The organism is Bradyrhizobium genomosp. III, assembly GCF_000261705.1.
Lineage (GTDB): Bacteria > Pseudomonadota > Alphaproteobacteria > Rhizobiales > Xanthobacteraceae > Bradyrhizobium > Bradyrhizobium ottawaense.
In genome coordinates, this window is record NZ_AJQF01000373.1 from 1 (window position 1) to 16468 (window position 16468).

Genomic DNA, 16468 nt, shown 5'->3' on the forward strand with positions numbered 1-16468 from the left:
CGCGCCGCTGCCCGAAGCCAAACCCGACGATGTCGGCTTCTCCAGTCAGGGCCTTGCACGCCTCGACAATTTCTTCGCTCGCGAGATCGCCGCCAAGCGCGTCCCCGGCGCGGTCGTCGCCATCGCGCGCGACGGCAAGCTCGTGCACTACAAGGCTTACGGCATGCTGGATCCGGACAAGGGCACGCCGATGCCGATCGATGCGATCTTCGCGCTGGCCTCGATGACCAAGCCGATGGCAGCGGTCGCGGGCCTGACGCTGATGGAGCAGGGACGGCTGCCGCTCCAGGCCAAGCTGTCCGATTACTATCCCGGCTTTTCCGACATGAAAATCGGCGTGACCGAGGCCAACGGTTCGCTCAAGCTGGAGCCGCAGGCCTCGCCGATCTTCATCCACGATCTCTACCGGCACACCTCCGGATTGATGTATGGCGGCCGGCCCGACAGTTCGAGCCCGGTGGCCCGGCAATATCCTGACGGCGTCGCGCCCGCGATCGAAGGTGACACCCAGGCGTTCATCGACCGCATCACCAAACTGCCGCTGGCGCATCAGCCCTCGACCGAGTTCGAATACGGCTTCTCGATCGACGTGCTCGGCGCCGTCGTCGAGAAGGTGAGCGAGCAGAAGCTCGGCGAGTATCTCGCCGCCAATGTCTGGCAGCCGCTCGGCATGAAGGACGCGACCTTCCACCCGACCGACGCGCAACGCCCTCGCCTCGCCCGCCCGTTTGCCAACGATCCGCTGACGGGCAAGCCGCAGGCGATCAAGCTGCTCGACACCCCGACCAAGTTCGACTGCGGCGGCGCCTGCTCGTTCGCGACGGTCGGCGACTACGCCCGCTTCGGGCAGATGCTGCTCAACGGCGGCGAGCTCGACGGCCAGCGCATCCTGGGTCCGAAGACCGTGCATCACATGACGACCAACCACCTTGGCCCCGAGATCAAGAACAACGTGGCCAATGTCGAGCCGCATCGCGGCGGCTTCGGCTTCGGCCTTTCGGTCGCGGTTCGCACCAGCGAAGGGCTGTCGTCTGTCCCCGGCAATCCCGGCGAGTTCACCTGGAACGGTGCCTACGGAACGCAGTTCTTCTGCGACCCGAAGGAGCGTCTCGTGGTCGTGGTGGGAACGGCTGCGCCCGGCGAACTCAGGAAGTATTATCGCGAGCAGGTTCAGGACATCGTCTATGGTGCGATGGCGAAGTGAGATCGGCACGCACTGAAAGAAAAAGGGCGGCCGATCGGGCCGCCCTTTTGTTTTGACCCAGCGTCAGCTCAACACGCCGTACTTCTTGAACCAGGCCTGCGCCTGCTTCCAGGCATCTTCCGCGGCGTCCTTGCGGTAGCTGCCGCGGTAGTCGGCATGGAAGCCGTGCGGCGCTTCGGGGTAGATCTTGAATTCGGCCGTCTTCTTGTTCTGCTCGAGCGCGGCCTTCATCTGCTCGACCTGGGCGACGGGAATGCCGGTGTCGGCGCCCCCATAGAGGCCGAGCACCGGCGCCTTCATCTCGGGGGCGAGCTGCATCGGGCTCTTCGGCAGCAGCGGATTTTCGGGGTCGACCAAGGTGCCGTAGAAGGCGACGCCGGCCTTGAGCGTGCTGCTATGGGCGGCATATTCCCAGACGGTGCGCCCGCCACGGCAGAAGCCGATGATGCCGAGCTTTGCAGTGTCGCCGCCTTGCGATCCAGCCCAGGCCGCCACCGCGTCCAGATCGGACAGCAGCTCCGCGTCGGGCTTGGCATTGACCACCGGGAGCAGATCCTTGACCTCGGCGACCTTGGTCAGATCGATGCCTTTGCGGAAGTAATAGTCGGGCGCGATTGCGAACGCGCCAAGCTTGGCGAGGCGCCGCGTCACGTCCTTGATATATTCGTGCAGGCCGAAAATCTCCATCGCCACGATGATCACCGGCGCCTTGGTGTTGCCGGCGGGACGGGCGAAATAGACGGGCATCTCTTCGGAGCCGACCTTGATCCTGGCGTCACTGACCTGAAGACCATTGGTGTCGGTCGTGATCGCCTCGGCGCGCACGGGCCCGGCCGCAAGCGTGTAGCCGGCGGCGACGGCCGCGGTGGCGCTCATGAACCCGCGGCGAGAGACCGGGGCGACTTTCGTCAACCCGACGACGTCGGATGCCATGGTAGTTTCGAAGCTCATCGATCTATCCCTTGCTGCTGCCTATGCTGGTATCCCGGGGGGCGACGCATTCGCCAATAGTTGCCGGCGAGATGCAAATCACCAGCCTGCGAGCACGCGCGCTTTCAGGCCAGACCGTGCGGTTTCTGCACCGGCGCAATCTCGGGCATCGGGCTCATCGCGCCAAAGTTCGACGATTGCGCCACGCAGGAGCCGACCGTGGCTGCCAACGCTGCAGGACGTTGAACAACGCTGACTGTTTCGACTCCCAACGGCACTCTGACATTCGCTTCGCTCGTGTGCCGGACTTAACCGCCTAGCTGCACTGCATCGCAACATCCATTAACTGAAAAAGAGGGTTCTCCCGCGGCCGGCCGCACCGCCAACTGCTGCAGGTGATGCGCATGTGTGCGCCTTCGAGACGCTCACCCGCAACAAATGGGCACCGCAGTGGCCACAATGACACATCATGTTGCTTGCGCATCGGACACATCACCGTCAATCACGCGCGAGCCGTCGTCATTTGATTGAAATTTTCGGAGGACTTGAGCCGTGCGATTTACTCGAACTTTCTTTGTGACGCCCTAGTTCCACGGCCGGAAGTTCCATCTCTGCAACAGAGAGCTTCTTCCCCACGCGGTCCGCCGTCCGGCAACGGACGAAGGGTCACGCGAGGACTTCATTCTCGTCCACACAGATTGCGCACCCCAAGGCTCAATTGAATAAAGCTTTATCCGATCTGGAATTGAAATGAATTTGGCTCGCGAATCGATTGAACTGTTGGAGCAGGTCGCACGAATCCTGTGGTTCGAAGGCACCAAGCACGGCTTGCGCGACCGCGAGTGGATGGCGCTGCGCTTCCTTTCCCGCGCCAACCGTTTTTCCCGGACGCCTTCGGCGCTCGCGAGTTACGTCGGCACCACGCGCGGCACCGCCTCGTTCATCATCGGGGAGCTCGAGCGGCTGGGCTATATCGAGCGAAAACGCTCGGCCACCGACAAGCGCTCGGTGATGCTGAGCGTGACGCAGCAGGGCAAGAAGTTCCTGGTGCGCGACCCCGTCAGCGTTCTGGTCGAGGCGATTGCCGTCCTCGACGAGGAGGTCAAGATCCGCTTCCGCGACACCTTCAGGCACGTGCTGGATCAGTCGGACGCGGCCGAGCAGCGGCACCACACCGACGTTTGCAAACGATGCATCTTCCTCCGGGAGGAGCGCACCACCAACGACAGCAAGGCAGCGGCCGAGTTCAGCTGCCGTCTGTTCCGCTCGCCGATCGCGGAGGCGGAGGTCGATCTGCTATGCACCAGCTTCGAGCATCACCGCCAATAGAGGACAGCCCTCGATCAGGGCGTCGCCTTACGTGACGAATAGATGACACCGCCGCTCGCCTCCACCACCAGGCGCCCGTTCTCGCTCCTGATCTCCTCGATGCGGCCAAGACCCGGCACCTGCTGTCCCAGCACGGCCTCGATGACGCCGTTCGGACCCTGCAGGATCGCAATGCCTTCATAGGCCTGGCGGACCGACCAACCCTTGATCACCTTCCGCGGCGCCGGCGCGCGCTCGGACGGAGACACCGAGCCCGTGAACTCGGGCGCTGCGACCGAGGCCATCATCGATCCTTGCTGTGGCGAGGGCTGCGATTGCACCATGGCCGGCGCCGGAGCCGGCGTCTGAACCTGCGCTTGGGCGAGCTTGTCGAGCTTCACCGTCGAGGACGAGCTCACCCGCTCGATACGGTCCAAATTCTCGGCGAACCTGCCGAAACGGTCATTGGTCGCCTTGCTCGACTGATCCACCGCGGTGCGCAGGCCATCGAGATTTTCCGACACGCCCGACACCTGCTTGCGCAGATGCGCGACGGTCTCGCGCAGATTCCTGATCTCCGTATTGGCTGCAACGTTGTTCTGGGCGGGCTGCGTGGTGAGATAGGCGATCACGCCGGTGCAGGCGCAGACCACCAACATGGCGGCGACCGCCAATGTCGCGAGCGGCGCAACCCATGTCGGACGGGGCGGCGGGGGCTTGGCGACGATCACGGCCGGCTTGATCACGGTCGGCGCGGGCTTGGGGATCGCCATCTTGTCGAGACGCGCCTTGGCCCGAATACGTTTCAGCCCCTCGAGTGCCTCCTTCGCCAGAGCTTCATCACTTGCCGCGGCCGACGCTCGCTTTGGGCCCGCGGCAGGCCTGGGCGCTCGCGCCGTATCGTCCTTCGTATCGCGTGCTTCGGGAGCCGGCTTCGTCGTTGCGGAAACATCAGTGGTCGCGTTGGGACGAGCTTGTCCATCGGACAACATGTGAAAATGCTCCGTTCGGTTCGATCTGTCGAACGATGACGTTATTTGCCGAAGCTTGCCTGAAACGTGCGCATCGAAAACTTTTCCATCGCGCGCGATGCGACGTCACATGAGTCAATCGCGTCATGGACGTGGCGAGAGTGCGACTCGAAAGACACACACTCGCCAAGATTTCGCCAAGCTGGAGTCTCGCCGCCACACGTGAGTCGAATTGTCGCACGGCGAAACACGCCCATGAGAGTCAATCCCGGGTTGAAAACCCCTCGATATGCCTGATCCACCCCACCACCTAAAATAGCTGTGATTGTACGGGGATGCGGAACCTTAGACCCATCACGATGCAGAACTAGTTTAGTTTCCAAATCAACTGATGCGTTTGAATATATCAAGAAACAACCCGAAACAAACCAACAGCATCAAGCACACGTAGCAATCGCTTTGTTTCGCACGCTTGATCGGAAATCGGCAATTGTTACGGTCCTACTCAAGTGATTCTCGCCAGTTGGCGAGGAGATCGACACAGATTCAGTGGCGTTCGGACGCGATGAGCAACTTGGCGCAACTGTTCTAGGTCGTTTCTCAATCCGCCCCGCGAGGTGATCCGTAAGACACCCGCCGGGCCTCACGCAGTAAGCGTTCAGTATCGAGTTGAAGTACCAGGCCTGCGAGACGCAGGCACTGAATGCGTAGGGCTGCCCGCGAATATCGAAACCATAACAACGGTTCGCGGGAAGAAATGTCGTCAAACAGCATCGTTGCCGAGCCGGGCATCACAACAACCATCCGGCCGCGACAGGTGCGAAACAGGGGCGAAAGACTGATGTATATTATCGTTGATGATCGCGAGAGCGTCGCGAACAGCTATGTCGGAGGGCTCGTTCGCGAAGGCGTATCGTCGATCGGCTTCTCCTCCGGGGAATTCTGGGACTGGCTGCAATCCGCGAGTGAATCGGATCTGGCAGCGGTGGACGCCTTCCTCCTCGGGGATTGCGATGCCCGCGGAAGCCTGCCGCGGGCGATGCGCAAGCGTTCCTCGGCTCCCATCATCGCCATGAGCGGCCAGAAGATGCTCAAGAACACGCTGGAGCTGTTCGAATCGGGTGTCGACGACGTCGTGCACGTACCGATCCACCTGCGCGAGATCCTTGCCCGAACGGCCGCGATCGCGCGCCGCCGGGTGGGCGAGCTGCCGAGGCCCTGCGAGAGCAGGATCCAGGTCTTCTTCAACGGCCGTGACCCCGAGATCGCGGGCCACGCCCTCACGCTGCCCCGCCGCGAACTGCGCATTCTCGAATATATGGTCAGCAATCACGGCAAGTGGATCACCAAGACGCAGATCTTCAACGCGGTCTACGGCATCTTCGAGTCCACCTTCGACGAGAGCGTGATCGAGAGCCACGTCAGCAAGCTGCGCAAGAAACTCCGCGACCGCCTCGGCTTCGACGCGATCGTGGCCCGGCGTTACGTCGGATACCGCCTCGACATCCCTGCCGGCGACACCCTCGACGTGCCGATGCAGGAGCTCGACGAGGTCGGCATCATCCTGAACAGGGCGCATGCCGTCCCGGCCGCCTATCCGGTCGGCAACTGACACGGCACAAGCCTGCCACGAACAGACAACGGCCTCTGCGAAGCACCATCGCAGAGGCCGTTGCATTTTCGGCGGCGGGAGATGTGGGATGAGCCCCCTATAGCGCCTCGATGGAGGTGCGTTTTCCTCTTGTGAAGAGGCAATCCCATCGGAGCTATTGGGCGCAAGACTATCCACGTCGTCATGGCCGGGCTTGGGCCATCCACGGGTTGCTACGCCGGACCAAGAACGTGGATGCCCGGGACAAGCCCGGGCATGACGACGTCTTTGTGACGAACCAGCTGCGCCTATTCAGCCCGCGCTCTACGGCTTCTGCTGGAATTCTTCCCTGGAGACGTAATTGAAATCCTCGACCAGGACGTCCTGGACGACGTCAGCCTGCATCCGCTCGTTGACGCGCTGCTTGATGGCGGCCGTCAGGATGGAGAGGTCGTAGCGGGCGAGCTTCCTGAAGTCGAGACGGTCGTCGGCATAGATCCTGCGAAAGGCCTCGTCGACGACGAACGGCTCCGGCGGAACGTTGAGCTGGTGCATCGTCCGCGCCTCCACGGTGTAGACGAAGCGCGCGACGATATAGCCCTGCACATTGCCGTTCTCGACCATGGGCACGCTCAAAGCCCTGGTCTTCTGGTATTGCAGCCCGTCGAGATATTCGTCCTTCGCCGGCAGCAGGCTGCCGTTCTCCTTCCAATAGGCCACGCCATAGCTCGTGCCCGCGGTGAGGATGCATACCCAGAGCCCGGCCAGCACCAGTCTGATCATTTTCCGTCCTGCGCTGCGCGGCCGGTATAGGTGCCGTCCGACTCGGCCTCCTTGATCGCCTTGACGATGATGCCCGCGATCTCGCGCACCGCGTCGTAGTGCATTTCGAGGATCGAGCGATTCCGCTCGAGCTTCTCGCGCAGCCGCTGAATCTCGTCGGTGACCTCGACGTCGCCGCCGAGATGCATCCGCGCCCGCATCAGGCGGACGAATTCGAGCATGCTCCGGCTCTTCCGCGCGCTGAAGTCGTCGAAATCGATCTTCTGACGCGTCGTGAGCGCGACCGTCTCCTCCTCGACGATGCTCTCGAGCCGGCGGATCGCTGCCAGCAGGCCCCGCACTTCATCCAATCTCGCCGCATCCGCGCCGTCGACCACGGCCTCGCCGCTCATGATCGGCAGCAGCACCGGCAGCAGCGCATCGGCTTCTGCTGCTTCCGCCGTCATCACCCCGGTGTCCACGACCGGCTGCTCGATCACCATGGCCGCCGCGCTGTCTTGTGCCTGCATAGGAAATTCACCCTTCAACTTCTGTCACCCGTTCGCGGATCATCATCCGGCCTTGCCGGCACCGTTCGGCCCCGCCGGATTGGCGGCGGCCAGCTGCTTGGCGATGCCAATGCCGTTGCCCTTTGCCAGCTGGCTGCCAAGCTGCTCCGCCAGCATCGATTTCCAGACGCCGCCGGCCGTGCCCTTGCCAAAGACCTGCTCGGATTCCTTCGGCAACATCGTCTCGACGAAGGTCTGGAGGATGAAAGCTTCGAACTTCCGGTACACCTCGCCCGACGCCGGCGCCTTGATCATCCGCACCGGGGCCCCATTCACCGCATCCGACGACGCCTCGGAGACCTTCGTCGCGGACTGCTCGGCAGCTGCCGCCTTGCCGGCCTCCGCGTCCATCGTTGCGGCGAAGTCGGCATCGGAGGATTTCAGCGCATCGAGTTTCGCGGTCGCCGCGCGCTGGGTCACGGGATCGGCGGCCTCGAGGACGTCGAGAACGAGGTCGGGCGTCGCGGTCACGATCATGGCTTGTTCCGATTGGCTGGCCGTGGCGTCCACGCGCGCACGGCTGGGCTTATTCCCGTCATCTCCTCGAGGGAGCGCTTCTCGGCGTCACGGAGCTTGTCGGCCAGCGCCGCCTTCGCGACCTGCTCGAGCTGCTTCACGCGGCGGCTCTCGGCGCGGACCTGGTCGAGCTGCTGCGCGGCCTGCGTCCGGATCTCGCGCGCACCGACGCTCGTCCTGTTCAAGCGCCGCGCGATCGATTCGCTCGACGATCCCGCCGGCGGCTTGCCATCGTTCAGGGCTCCCACCAGCCATTCCTGCTCGTCCTGCAGGCTTCGCTCCTGCTGCCGCAGCTGCGCGAGCTGCCATTCGGACAACCGGAGCTGGAGCTTCACCAGCGACACCATCCGGCCGAGCTTGTCCGCGCGCGACGTCATCACAGGCTCACTCCGCCAGCCAGGACGAGAGGCCGAGCATGAATTGCGTCAGCAGCTCGTCGCTCGTGAGGTAGAGCAGCAGGAAGCCGCCGAATAGCACGAAGGGTACGGAGATGAAATAGACTGGAATTGCCGGCGTCAGCTTGTTGATCAGGCTGACCGCCAGGTTGACGATCACCGAATAGACGATGAACGGGCTGGCGACCCGCAGCGTCAGCACGAACGCTTCCGACAGGCGGCCGACGAGCAGGTCGAGTGCCATGCCGCCGCCGAGCCGGCTCCCGGGACGCCAGACGTCGTAGGAGTTCATCAGCCCACGCAGGACCTGCCAATGCTGGTCGGTCATGAAGAACAGCGTGGTGACGGACACCATGATCAGCGGCACCAGCGCCGGCGCCGGATCGCTGTCGGCGACCGGCGTTCCCGGGATGTTGCTGAGCCCGATCGCGCTCGCCATCACCGTCGCCATGGTCTGGAGCGCGAGAAAGAACACCCGCCCGCCGAGCCCGATGACGCTGCCGACCACGAGCTCGGAGCAGATCAGGAGCGCCAGCGTCAGCGGCGCGGCGTTGTCCGTGAGCGGCTTCAGCACCGCGATCAGGATCGGCGTCAGCGCGAACGTCGTGACGAGCGCGACGAACAGGCGGACCTGTGCCGGAACGTTGACGCTGGAAAAGCCGGGCACCAGCATCAGGCAGGCGCCGATACGGCAGAACACAATGAACGTCACCAGCACGCTGTCGGCAAGGCCGCTGATCACGACACGGCTCCGAGCGCCCGGATCTCGGCGCTGCGCGCGACTTCGACATGCGACAGGATCGGCAAGGTCGGGAACACCCGCTCCAGGATCATCCGGACATAGGGCCGGGCTTCCGGCGTCACCGCCAGCACCACGCTGGTGCCGTTCTCGGTGAACTTGCGGATCGCGGCGCTGGCTTCGGTCGCGAACTGCTCGATCAGGCGCGGATCGGCGTCGAACTCGACGACGTCGCCCTTGGCGTCGCGCTTCAGGCTCTGGTGGAAGGCGAGGTCCCAGCGGTTGCCGAGACGGACGACGTTGAGCACGCCGTTGTCGGAGAGATCGCCGCAGATCTGCTGGGCAAGCCGGGTCCGCACGTGCTCCGCGACCTGCTCGGAGCGCCGCACGTGAGGCGCGATCTCGGCGATCGCCTCGAGGATGAGGTGAAGATTGCGGATGGAGACCCGCTCGGCCAGCAGTATCTTCAGGATCGCCAGCAGGCCGGAATAGGAGATCTGCGACGGGCAGAGATCCTCGACGAGGCGCTTGTACTCGGGATCGAGCCGGTCGAGCAGCGCGCGCATGTCCTTGTAGGACAGGAGCTGGGCGAGGTTCGCCCGGAGCACCTCGCTCAAATGCGTGAGCAGCACCGACAGATTGTCGACCGGCTTGCAGCCCTGCCGCTTGACTTCGTCCGTGAAGGCTTCCGTCACCCACAGCGCCTTCATGCCGAAAGCGGGTTCGACCACCTCTTCGCCGGGCACGTCGGGCTTGCCGTCCTTGTCGACCAGCACCAGCACCTCGCCGAGCCGGAGCTCGCCATGGGCGACGCGGGTGTCGTGGATCCGGATCTGGTAGCCCTTGGGGTCGATCGACAGATTGTCGCTGAGCTTGATCTCGGGAATGACGAAGCCGTACTGCTTGGCGAACTTCTTGCGGATCTTGGCGACGCGGTGGGCCAGCTCGGTGCGCGAGCCCAGCAGATGGACCGAAAGATGGCCGCCGAGCGCAAGTTCGATCTCGGCGGTCTTGAGCTGGTCCTTGACGGATTCCTTGGCCTCAGCCTGGGCGCGCTCGTCGGCCTTGCGCACATCTTCCTTCCGCTCCCGCGCCGCCTGCCGCCTCGGCAAGGTGTAGCCGACGAAGGCCATGACGCCGCCGAGAAGCACGAAGGGCGCCAACGGCAGCCCCGGCATCAAGGCGAGCACGAACATCATCAGCGCGGCGGCCGACACAGCGCGGGGATAGCCGCCGAGCTGGCGCAGCACGGCCTGCTCGGCCGATCCTCTCGTGCCGCCCTTGGAGACCAGCAGGCCGGCCGACAGCGACACGATGAGTGCCGGCATCTGCGACACCAGACCGTCGCCGACGGAGAGCTTCGTGTAGACGTCGGCGGCGCGCGACAGCGTCAGCCCGTGATGGGTGACGCCGATGATGATGCCGCCGAAAATGTTGATCGCGGTGATGAGCAGGCCGGCGATGGCATCGCCCCGAACGAACTTCGAGGCACCGTCCATGGCACCGAAGAACGCGCTTTCTTCTTCGAGCTCGCGGCGCCGGCGCTGGGCTTCCTTGTCGTCGATCAGGCCCGCCGACAGATCGGCATCGATCGCCATCTGCTTGCCGGGGATGGCGTCGAGGGTGAAACGCGCGCCGACTTCGGCGATACGCGTCGCACCCTTGGTGATCACGACGAAATTCACGGTGACCAGGATGGCGAAGATGATCAGGCCGATGACGAAGTCGCCGCCCATGACGAACTTGGAGAAGCCGGCGACGACGTGGCCGGCAGCCTGCTCGCCCTCCCCCCCGCGCGACAGGATCAGGCGGGTGGTCGCGACGTTCAGCGCCAGCCGCAGGATGGTCGCGATCAGCAGCACGGTCGGGAAGGCGGAGAAGTCGAGCGGTCGCTGGATCCACAGCGCGACCATCAGGATCAGCGCCGACAGCGCGATCGAGAACGCGAGGCCGAGATCGATCAGGATCGGCGGGATCGGCAGGAACAGGATCGTGAGCATGGCCACGATGCCGCCGGCGAAAAAGGCGTCGGCCCCCAATCGTCGTGGGGTCGGCAGGCTAGCAGCTAACGTATCGGCCATGGGTCACCGGCAGAGGGTCCACCCCTAATCTGCCCCGCAAAGCTTACGCGGGGATGGTGGCCGAGGCCGCGCGGGTCAGAAGCCGCGCTCGATCCGCGAATAGACCATCTCGGTGAAGGTCGAGAGATGCGCGCCGATGAAGGAGCCGGAGACGGCAACGACCAGGAGGATGACGATGATCTTCGGAACGAAGGTCAGCGTCACCTCCTGGATCTGGGTCAGGGCCTGGATCAGCGCGATGATGGTGCCGACCAGCATCGCGGCGCCGACCGCGGGCCCGGAGGCGACGATGATGGTCCAGATCGCCGCCTGGACGATGTCGAGAGCGTCGCGTTCGTTCATGACTGGCTGATCGTGAGTCCCGGCCCGACCGCGACCTTGGTGCCGTTCTCGAGGGTCGCGATGGAGCCGTCGGCGTTGATGGAGACCGAGACGACCTTGCCGCTGAAGCTGGCGCCGGTGGCGTCTGTGAAGCTGACGGTTTTCCCGATCAGGCCGTTGGCCTGCGACAACGACTGCGAGGACAGCAGCGCATCCAGCTTCGAGTTGGTCTGCATGGCCTGCTCGACCGTCGAGAGCTGCGCGAACTGGCTCATATATTGCGAGGTATCCATCGGATTGGTCGGATCCTGGTTCTTCATCTCGGCGACGAGAAGCTGAAGAAACGTGTTGTAGTCGACGCTGTTGCTCGAGGTCGAATTGGTGGAGCCGGTCGAACTGGACGACTTGCTCGTGCTGTCGGTCGCACTGTTGACGTTCATGTACCTCTCCGCTGTCAGGCAGCCTGGAATGGGGACTCGGTGATGGCGCAGGCCAGGATGGCCTGCTCGACCGGGAACAGGGCCCGGATCCGCTTGAGCGCCTCGAAGTAGCGGGTCGCCTCGACCAGCTCGTCGACCGCGCCCAGTCCGTCCAGCATCTCCCGGCTCTCGCACACGGCGCACAGGGCCGCGTGATGCTGGGCGTAGAGTGCCGCGGCGTCGCGGATGTCGGTCGGGTTCATCAGCATGAGCTGGACGATGAAGTAGAGCTGCCGCAGCGCCGTGGTGGCGTCGGACGCCTGCATGACCTGCCCTTCGAGCAGGAACATCACGTCGTTGACGAGCTCGACGGAGACCTTGCGGTCCACGCGCAGCACCGCGCCGTTGATGTAGATCCGTTCGCCCGCCCGCAAGGAGATCTTCATCAAAGAGCGTCTCGGATCAGGCGGTTGATTTCGATGAGCTGCATCACGTCGTTCGACCTCTCCTCGCGAAGACGATCGGCCTCCTTGACGACCCACAGGCCGATCGAGATGATGTCGGCGCGCAGCTTGTCCGGAAGCCCGTTCTCGGGGTGCGAGAGATCCTCAATGAAGATCGTCCACAGGCGCCGCACATAGAGCAGGCTCTCGACCAGATCCTCGAGGCGGAACACGCCTCGCTGAATCCGTTCGAGCCGGTCGATGCCGAGGCTGAGCGCCTGCCGCTCGCGGCCCCGCGCCTCGTAACCGCTCTCGTCGACGACCGATTCATAGGCTTCAAACGTCATCAGCATCACTCTGCGCAGGAGACCGGGTAACAGGACGAGGTTGCGAGCCTCGGCTCTAGAGATAGTTGATGAGGCTGATCTGCTGGAGCTGCGAGGTCAGCGCGAGCGCCGTCTTGATCTGGGTCTGCAGGGTGTTGACGCGGACCGAGGCCTCGGTCGGGTCGACCGCCTCCAGCTTGACGATCTGGTCGTTGAGGATGTCCTTCTGGATCTTCAGCTTCTCGGTCGCGCCGGTGACCCGTTGCTGGATCGAGCCGACGGTCCCGCCGAGCACGGCGAGATCGTTGATCGCGCCGCTGACCAGGCTGATGGCCTTGTCGACGACGACCTGAAACGTGTCCTTGCTGAGGCTCGTGTTCCCGAGATCAGTGAGCATGGTGTAGGCCTCGGCCAGCTTGCGGAAGCCGGGCTGGTTGGCGCTGACCGAGCTGTCGACAACTTCGGTCGTGGAGATGCGGCTCGACAGCGTCTGATCCGTGGCCGACGACCAGTTGGCGTTCCAGGCCGGGCTCGCGAACTCGGGGTCGAGGGTGTTGTCGAGGAAATTCTGCATTTGCGCCGGAGTGATGGTGCTCACACCGGCCGCAGCCTGCGAGAAGCCGAACGTCGCCAGGAAGTCCGCATCGACCTGGTTCTTGCTGGCAGAGCCGGCCGTGTAGTTCGTGACCGGCACGGTCTGCGTATCGATCCCGCCGAACAGATACGACCCGTTGTAGGAAACGTTGAGCGCGCCGATGACGTCCTGAAGGTTCGCGGACGCGCTCGGCAGGATGATCTTCGCGCCGCTGTCGGCGTCGCGGGCCGCGATCAGGTTCTTGAGGAATTCCGACGCGGTCTTGCCGAGCTGCGTGATCCGGTTCTGGGTCACATCGAGGCGCCCCGAAACCAGCTCGTTGGTGTCGACGAGCTGGTCGGCGAAGTTGAAATCGGCGCGCAGCGCCACGTCGCGGCCCGTTCCCGTGCCGAGCTCGAGGCCGACATCGGCGAAACGGCCGGTGGTCGCCTCCTTCGAGGCCTTGGTCAGCGCGCTCTGGTTGTTCGTGATCGACGACCTCAACGATGAAGACAGCATCAGGGTCGAGATGTAGTTCGCGCTCATCATGACTTAATTCCCTACGGCAGCCAGCAGGCTCTGCAGCATCTCATCGACGGTGGAAATGATCTTCGACGACGCCGAATAGGTGCGCTCGACCTGGAGCATCAACGCCATCTCGTCGTCCATGTTGACGCCGCTGACGTTGGACAGCGCCGCGGTGCTGCGGTCGAGCAACGTATTCTGATACTGGACGTTGTCGTCGGCGGTCTTGCGCTGGCTTTCGATCCAGCTCGCCGAGGAAGACGCAAACTCGATCACGCTGCCGCTCGGCTTGCCCTGAGCCGTGGCATCGAATGGCTGCGGCGCTTCCATCTTGTTGATGAGCTGCTGCAGCCGCGCCGAGAAGCCGGCATTGCCGGTCGTGTTGTAATTATAGGCGGCAACGCCGCTGATGGCGCCGTCGCGCAGCAGGTTCGGATTTCCGCCTACGGCCGGATCGACCGAGGCGGCGACCGAGATCCTCCCGGCGAGGCCCACCGAGATCGTGGCGCTCGCGGGCATCGCGGGCGCGCCGGGATAAGTGAACAGGCCGGGCCGGTCCGCCAGCGTCGGGACAGCCGACTGGTCGCTTTCCTTGAAGGCGTCGATCAGGCCGCGCGCGATCTCGTCGAGCTGGCTCTGATACGTGACCGTGTCCTTGTCGCGCAGCTGGGCCAGGCCGGCGAGCTTGCCGGACTTGAGCGGCATGACGGAATTGGCGCCGGTCACGGGAACGCCGTCGATGAAGACGGCATTGCCCGTGGTGCCGGCGGTATAGGCGTTGGTCGGCGCAAAGCTCACGGCCCGCGCCGTCTTGTCGAACAGCACGACGCCGCTGTCGGTATAGAGCGCGGCATCTCCATTGGTCCGGATCGACATCGAGACGCCGACCTCCTGCGACAGCCTGGAGACGATGCTGTGGCGCTGGTCGAGATAGTCGGTGACGTCGTCGCCGGAGATCGTGCCCTTCACGATGGCGGTGTTGACCGTCTGGAACTGGGACAGCAGCTGGTTGATGTTGGCGACCGAATTCGCCATGTCGGCGTCGGCCCCCTCGCGGACCGACTGCACCGTCTTGGTGGCCTGGTTGAGCCCGGTCACCATGTCCTTGGCGGACGTCACGGCGGCCTGCGCCAGGGTCGCATTGTCGGTGGAGTTGGCGTATTGCTGCAACGCCTGCTTCAGCTTGTTGAGCTGGGCGGTCGGCGACTGCTCGAGCTCGGGATCGTCCACCGTCGCGGCCGCGATCTTCTGCAGGCCGTCATAGATCACGCTCTGCTTGGCCGACGACGAGGTCGCGGTCAGCACGTTCGAATAGAGACCCGAACTGGCGGCACGCTGGATCGCCGCGACGTAGACGCCGGTGCCGGGGAGGTTGTCCAGCACGGCGATCTTGCGCGAATAGCCGGTGGCGCTGGCACCGGCGATGTTGCGCGAGATCGTCGACGACTGGATGCCCGACGCCATGAGCGAGGCACGAGCGGAGTCGAGGGCGGCGGTAAGGGACATGATCTGCTCTTGCCGGGGGTGAGCGCTGGAGAATTCAGCGCTTCAGGTTGACGACGACGTCGAGCAGGTCGGCGCCCGTCTGGAACGATTTCGAATTGGCGGTGAAGCCGCGCTGCGCCTCGATCATCCCGGTGAGCTCGTCCGCGAGATCGACGTTGGAGTCCTCCAGCGCACCGGACTGGACCGTGCCGAGCCCGCCGGTGCCGGCATTCCCGGCCTGCGCATTGCCGGAATTCATGTTGGTCGAATAGACGTTGCCCGGCTCGGGCGTCAGATTGTCGGGGCTCGCGACGTCGGCGAGCATGATCGTGTAGAGCGTCAGCTGCTGCCCGTTCTTGAGGATCGCCGTCACATGGCCCGCCTCGTCGACATCGACCTTGTCGATCGCCGCGGGCACGCTGCCGTTGACGGTGGCCTTGAAGCTGAAGTCGGCTCCAACCTGCGTCATGTTCGACAGGTCCATGGTCATCGCCGCGCCGCCCGGGACCGTGAACGTAAGGCCCGTCGGGCTCGCCGCGGCCAGCGCGCCCTTTCCGGTCGCGGTGGTGTCGAAGGTGAAAGTGGTGGCGGCGGCGAGCGAGGTGCCCGTCGCGGAGTTGTAGACCTGAACCTGCCAGGTATCCGAGCCGGCCGCCGTCGCTGTGTGGGACATATAGACGTCGAGCGTAACGGCTTGGCCGATATTGTTGTAGGCGACGATCGAGCTCTTCGACGAATATGACGCCGGACCGGGCGGACCGGCAATGACAGCCGCCTTCGGATCGAGATTGCCGGTCGTCAGGGTGCCCGCAGTCGACGGCACCGGCACCTGCGAGACCTGGGCGATGTTCACGATCTGCATTCCGGCCAGGCTGTTCTGCGAAAAATTGGTCACTTTGCCGGGCTGGCCCAGAAGGTAGTAGCCGGCCGCGTTGACGAGGTTGCCCTGAGCGTCCGGCACGAACGAGCCGGCGCGCGTCAGATATTGCTGCGTGTTGGTGGCGTTCGAGACCACGAAGAAGCCGTTGCCTTGCACGGCAAGGTCGGTGGACGACGTCGTGAACTGCGTATGTCCGGCATCGCTGATGGCGTAACGGACGGTCGTCTCGACAGCGCCGGAGTCGTAATTGCCAGAGCCGCTTTTCAGGATCAGCGAGGAGAATTCGGTCGAAGCCCGCTTGTAACCGGTGGTGTTGACGTTCGCGATGTTGTCCGAAACCGTCGACAGCTTGTTGGACTGCGCGCTCATACCGGAAACGCCGGTGCGCATAACACCATACAGGCTCATGAAGTGGGCTCCTTTGGTAGG

The 16468-nt window shown here is 64.0% G+C and carries 18 protein-coding genes; 3 read left to right on the forward strand and 15 right to left on the reverse strand.

Going from position 1 to position 16468, the window contains the following annotated elements:
- Positions 1 to 1204, forward strand: a 1204-nt coding sequence (locus tag IC66_RS0129970; RefSeq protein WP_038950142.1) for a serine hydrolase domain-containing protein, incomplete at its 5' end; no start/stop codon positions are given.
- Between the two features lie 63 nt (positions 1205 to 1267).
- On the opposite strand, the gene IC66_RS0129975 is transcribed toward IC66_RS0129970, so the two are convergent.
- Complete coding sequence (locus IC66_RS0129975) at positions 1268 to 2155, reverse strand: dienelactone hydrolase family protein (RefSeq protein WP_038950143.1); 888 nt, start codon at positions 2153 to 2155, stop codon at positions 1268 to 1270.
- 729 nt (positions 2156 to 2884) lie between these two features.
- On the opposite strand from IC66_RS0129975, the gene IC66_RS0129980 reads away from it, so the two are divergent.
- Positions 2885 to 3463: a MarR family winged helix-turn-helix transcriptional regulator gene (locus tag IC66_RS0129980; RefSeq protein ID WP_028145719.1), complete on the forward strand. Its 579-nt coding sequence runs from the start codon at positions 2885 to 2887 to the stop codon at positions 3461 to 3463.
- A gap of 14 nt (positions 3464 to 3477) precedes the next feature.
- On the opposite strand, the gene IC66_RS0129985 is transcribed toward IC66_RS0129980, so the two are convergent.
- Entirely contained in the window at positions 3478 to 4434 is a 957-nt protein-coding gene (locus tag IC66_RS0129985) for a hypothetical protein (RefSeq protein ID WP_028145720.1), read from the reverse strand.
- Between the two features lie 820 nt (positions 4435 to 5254).
- Here IC66_RS0129985 and IC66_RS0129990 point away from each other — a divergent pair.
- Positions 5255 to 6025: a response regulator transcription factor gene (locus tag IC66_RS0129990; protein ID WP_038950144.1), complete on the forward strand. Its 771-nt coding sequence runs from the start codon at positions 5255 to 5257 to the stop codon at positions 6023 to 6025.
- Between the two features lie 303 nt (positions 6026 to 6328).
- Here the strand turns inward: IC66_RS0129990 and IC66_RS0129995 are convergent, their stop codons facing one another.
- From IC66_RS0129995 to IC66_RS0130055, 13 genes are all read right to left on the reverse strand, one after another.
- Positions 6329 to 6787 carry a hypothetical protein gene (locus tag IC66_RS0129995; RefSeq protein WP_028145722.1) on the reverse strand — a complete coding sequence of 153 codons (459 nt, stop codon included), beginning with the start codon at positions 6785 to 6787 and terminating at the stop codon, positions 6329 to 6331.
- A complete protein-coding gene (locus tag IC66_RS0130000; RefSeq protein WP_038950146.1) occupies positions 6784 to 7296 on the reverse strand; it encodes a hypothetical protein in 513 nt (170 codons plus the stop codon). Before IC66_RS0130000 ends, IC66_RS0129995 begins: the two co-directional genes overlap by 4 nt.
- 42 nt (positions 7297 to 7338) lie before the next feature.
- A complete protein-coding gene (locus tag IC66_RS0130005; protein ID WP_028145724.1) occupies positions 7339 to 7812 on the reverse strand; it encodes a rod-binding protein in 474 nt (157 codons plus the stop codon).
- On the reverse strand, positions 7809 to 8228 hold the full coding sequence (locus tag IC66_RS0130010; RefSeq protein WP_028145725.1) for a hypothetical protein: 420 nt from the start codon (positions 8226 to 8228) through the stop codon (positions 7809 to 7811). Before IC66_RS0130010 ends, IC66_RS0130005 begins: the two co-directional genes overlap by 4 nt.
- Positions 8229 to 8235: 7 nt before the next feature.
- Complete coding sequence (gene fliR, locus IC66_RS0130015) at positions 8236 to 8988, reverse strand: flagellar biosynthesis protein FliR (protein ID WP_038950147.1); 753 nt, start codon at positions 8986 to 8988, stop codon at positions 8236 to 8238.
- Positions 8985 to 11066 (reverse strand): flagellar biosynthesis protein FlhA, encoded by a 2082-nt coding sequence (flhA, locus tag IC66_RS0130020; protein ID WP_028145727.1) that lies wholly within the window; start codon positions 11064 to 11066, stop codon positions 8985 to 8987. The genes fliR and flhA overlap by 4 nt, the downstream gene beginning before the upstream one ends.
- A gap of 75 nt (positions 11067 to 11141) precedes the next feature.
- Entirely contained in the window at positions 11142 to 11408 is a 267-nt protein-coding gene (fliQ, locus tag IC66_RS0130025; protein ID WP_018318462.1) for a flagellar biosynthesis protein FliQ, read from the reverse strand.
- Positions 11405 to 11827: a flagellar hook assembly protein FlgD gene (flgD, locus tag IC66_RS0130030; protein WP_018318461.1), complete on the reverse strand. Its 423-nt coding sequence runs from the start codon at positions 11825 to 11827 to the stop codon at positions 11405 to 11407. Before flgD ends, fliQ begins: the two co-directional genes overlap by 4 nt.
- 14 nt (positions 11828 to 11841) lie before the next feature.
- Positions 11842 to 12252 (reverse strand): flagellar biosynthesis repressor FlbT, encoded by a 411-nt coding sequence (gene flbT, locus IC66_RS0130035; protein ID WP_038950148.1) that lies wholly within the window; start codon positions 12250 to 12252, stop codon positions 11842 to 11844.
- The gene (gene flaF, locus IC66_RS0130040; protein WP_028145728.1) at positions 12252 to 12596 is read right to left on the reverse strand and encodes a flagellar biosynthesis regulator FlaF; all 345 of its coding nucleotides are present in this window, start codon (positions 12594 to 12596) and stop codon (positions 12252 to 12254) included. The genes flbT and flaF overlap by 1 nt, the downstream gene beginning before the upstream one ends.
- Positions 12597 to 12651: 55 nt before the next feature.
- A complete protein-coding gene (locus tag IC66_RS0130045) occupies positions 12652 to 13698 on the reverse strand; it encodes a flagellar hook-associated family protein (protein ID WP_038950149.1) in 1047 nt (348 codons plus the stop codon).
- A 3-nt stretch (positions 13699 to 13701) separates the two neighbouring features.
- Positions 13702 to 15180, reverse strand: coding sequence for a flagellar hook-associated protein FlgK (gene flgK / locus IC66_RS0130050; protein WP_038950150.1), 1479 nt, complete (start codon positions 15178 to 15180; stop codon positions 13702 to 13704).
- Positions 15181 to 15214: 34 nt separating this feature from the next.
- A complete protein-coding gene (locus tag IC66_RS0130055; RefSeq protein ID WP_018318456.1) occupies positions 15215 to 16447 on the reverse strand; it encodes a flagellar hook protein FlgE in 1233 nt (410 codons plus the stop codon).
- Positions 16448 to 16468: the final 21 nt, after the last annotated feature.